The organism is Mycobacterium sp. (assembly GCF_035314665.1).
Taxonomy (GTDB): Bacteria; Actinomycetota; Actinomycetes; order Mycobacteriales; family Mycobacteriaceae; genus Mycobacterium.
This window is the reverse complement of the sequence record NZ_DATFZD010000451.1, coordinates 1-2,516: the sequence shown is the minus strand read 5'-3', so window position 1 is coordinate 2,516 and position 2,516 is coordinate 1. Positions and strand designations below refer to the sequence as shown.

The following is a 2,516-nucleotide window of genomic DNA, read 5'->3' as shown; positions in this document are numbered from 1 at the left end:
CGAAGGTGTAGCCGTGCGGGAACATCGTGTTGCCGTCGTTGAACGGCTCGAACAACCGCTCGCTGGCGATCATCGCGCCGATCGGCGAGTAGCCCGACGTCATCCCCTTGGCGCAGGTGATCATGTCGGGCACGTAGCCGAAGTCGTCACAGGCGAACATGGACCCGATCCGGCCGAACGCGCAGATCACCTCGTCGGAGACCAGCAGCACGTCGTACTCGTCGCAGATCTCCCGCACTCGTTCGAAATAGCCTGGGGGAGGCGGGATGCTGCCGCCGGCGTTCTGCACCGGTTCCAGGAACACCACGGCGACGGTGTCGGGCCCTTCGAACTCGATCGCCTCGGCGATCCGGTCGGCGGCCCACTGTCCGAAAGCTTTGACGTCGGTGTGGAACGGTTCGGGCGCGCGATAGAAGTTCGTGTTGGGCACCCGAAAGCCGCCGGGCGTCACCGGCTCGAACGGCGCCTTGTAGCGCGGCAGCCCGGTGATGGCCAGGGCGCCCTGGGTGGCGCCGTGGTAGGCGATCGACCGCGAAATCACTTTGTGCTTATTGGGTTTGCCGGTCAGCTTGAAGTACTGCTTGGCCACCTTCCACGCGGTCTCGACGGCCTCGGTGCCGCCGGTGGTGAAGAACACCCGGTTCAGGTCGCCGGGAGCGTATTGCGCGAGGCGTCCGGCGAGCTCGATCGCGGTCGGGGTGGCGTATCCCCACAGTGGGAAGAATGCGAGAGTGCTCGCCTGCCGGGCGGCCACGTCGGCGAGTTCGGTGCGGCCGTGGCCGACCTGCACTGTGAACAGACCGGACAATCCGTCGAGGTAGCTTTTGCCGCGGTCGTCGAAGATCGTCACACCTTCGCCCCGGGTGATGATCGGCGGCGTGATGTCCGGGCCGTGCCGGGCGAAGTGCAGCCAGAGGTTGTCGAGCATCGTGTTGGTGAACGTTACGCTCGGGCCATGACCTCGACCGGGCAGGTCAGCGAATTCGAGGCGCTGCGGCCGCATCTGCTGTCGGTCGCCTACCGGCTGACCGGCACGGTGGCCGACGCCGAGGACATCGTCCAGGACGCGTGGCTGCGCTGGGATCGTCAAGACCAAGCGATCACCGATTTGCGGGCCTGGTTGACGACGGTGGTTAGCAGGCTCGGGCTGGATCGGTTGCGGTCGGCGGCGCACCGTCGTGAGACCTACACCGGCAACTGGCTGCCCGAGCCGGTGGTGACCGGCTACCCGGCTTCCCAAGTGTCTGATCCGCTGTGCGCCGTGGTGGCGCGCGAGGATGCCCGGTTCGCGGCGATGGTGGTGCTGGAGCGGCTGTCGCCCGACCAGCGGGTCGCGTTCGTATTACACGACGGGTTTGCGGTGCCGTTCGCGGAAGTGGCGCAGGTGCTCGGAACCAACGAGGCCGCCGCCCGGCAGCTGGCGTCGCGGGCCCGCAAGGCCGTCACCGCGGAGCCGCCGCCCGAACCCGATCCGTCGCACAACGAGGTGGTCGGCAGGCTGATGGCGGCGATGGCCGACGGCGACCTGGAAGCCGTGGTGGCGCTGTTGCATCCCGATGTGACATTCACCGGTGATTCGGATGGCAAGGCGCCCACGGCAGTTCAGGTCATCCACGGCGCGGACAAGGTCGTCCGGTTCATGCTCGGCCTTGCGCAACGCTATGGCCCGTCGATGTATACCGCGTATGAGCTGGGGTTGATCAATGGCGAGCTCGGCATCTACACGGCCGGCCTCCCGGCCAGCGACGGGTACCGCGAAATGCGGCCGCGGATCATGGCGATGACGGTGCGGGACGGAAAGGTCTGCGCGCTATGGGATATCGCCAATCCCGACAAGTTCACCGGCTCTCCCTTGGCTCGGCGATCCTGAACCCACGGCGAGGCCGACTCGCAGCGCGCCCGCTGCTTCGCTCGCGGCTTCGGCGAACCGGCCGCCCAGTCCTTGGTAACCGTTAGAGGACCACGCCCGCCGACGGTGATCTGAACCGCGGGGTGATGGTGCACGGCAAGGTCGGAGAACGCGCCGGCAACCATCAGCCGGCCCGGCCCGAGCTCCCAGACCTGCATGCCGCCACTCTAGCGCTGCGCAGGGGTTTCGCTGGCCTCGCTGGGCTCGGTCATCCAGGGAACCCGGCACGCGTCACCGGAATTGAAGCCCTGCTCGGTGATGCCCAGCGCAGTGTTCATCCGGGCCCGCATGTTCTCAACCCCGATCTGGTAGGTCAGCTCGATGACACCGTTCTCACCAAAGCGGGCTCGCAAGTCGGCTACTTGGTCGTCGGTGACGCTGTGCGGGTCCGTGGTCATCTCGTGGGCATACGTGATGGCGGCACGCTCATCGTCGGTGAAACGCGGTGAGGTGGCGTAGTTTTCTATGTCTTTGAGGCGCTCAATGTCTAGTCCGTCGAGGCGCTGCAGCATCGCCCCGAAGTCGACGCACCACGAGCAGCCGACGGTGCGCGCGGTCCAAAACACCGCCAGCTCGCGCACGTTGGCGGGCAGCTTGCGTGACGCCG

3 protein-coding genes are annotated in these 2,516 nt (G+C 66.8%); 1 reads left to right on the top strand and 2 read right to left on the bottom strand.

All coding sequences use genetic code 11. From position 1 onward, the window contains the following. Window positions 1-928: aspartate aminotransferase family protein (locus VKI00_RS32985; RefSeq protein WP_324447497.1), on the bottom strand; the 928-nt coding region annotated here is incomplete at its 3' end. 27 nt (window positions 929-955) lie between these two features. Between VKI00_RS32985 and VKI00_RS32980 the strand changes: the two genes are divergently transcribed. Continuing rightward, window positions 956-1,870 carry a sigma-70 family RNA polymerase sigma factor gene (locus tag VKI00_RS32980; protein WP_324447496.1) on the top strand — a complete coding sequence of 305 codons (915 nt, stop codon included), beginning with the start codon at window positions 956-958 and terminating at the stop codon, window positions 1,868-1,870. Between the two features lie 206 nt (window positions 1,871-2,076). Here the strand turns inward: VKI00_RS32980 and VKI00_RS32975 are convergent. Continuing rightward, window positions 2,077-2,516 (bottom strand): carboxymuconolactone decarboxylase family protein (locus VKI00_RS32975; RefSeq protein ID WP_324447495.1); only part of this gene is annotated, 440 nt, incomplete at its 5' end.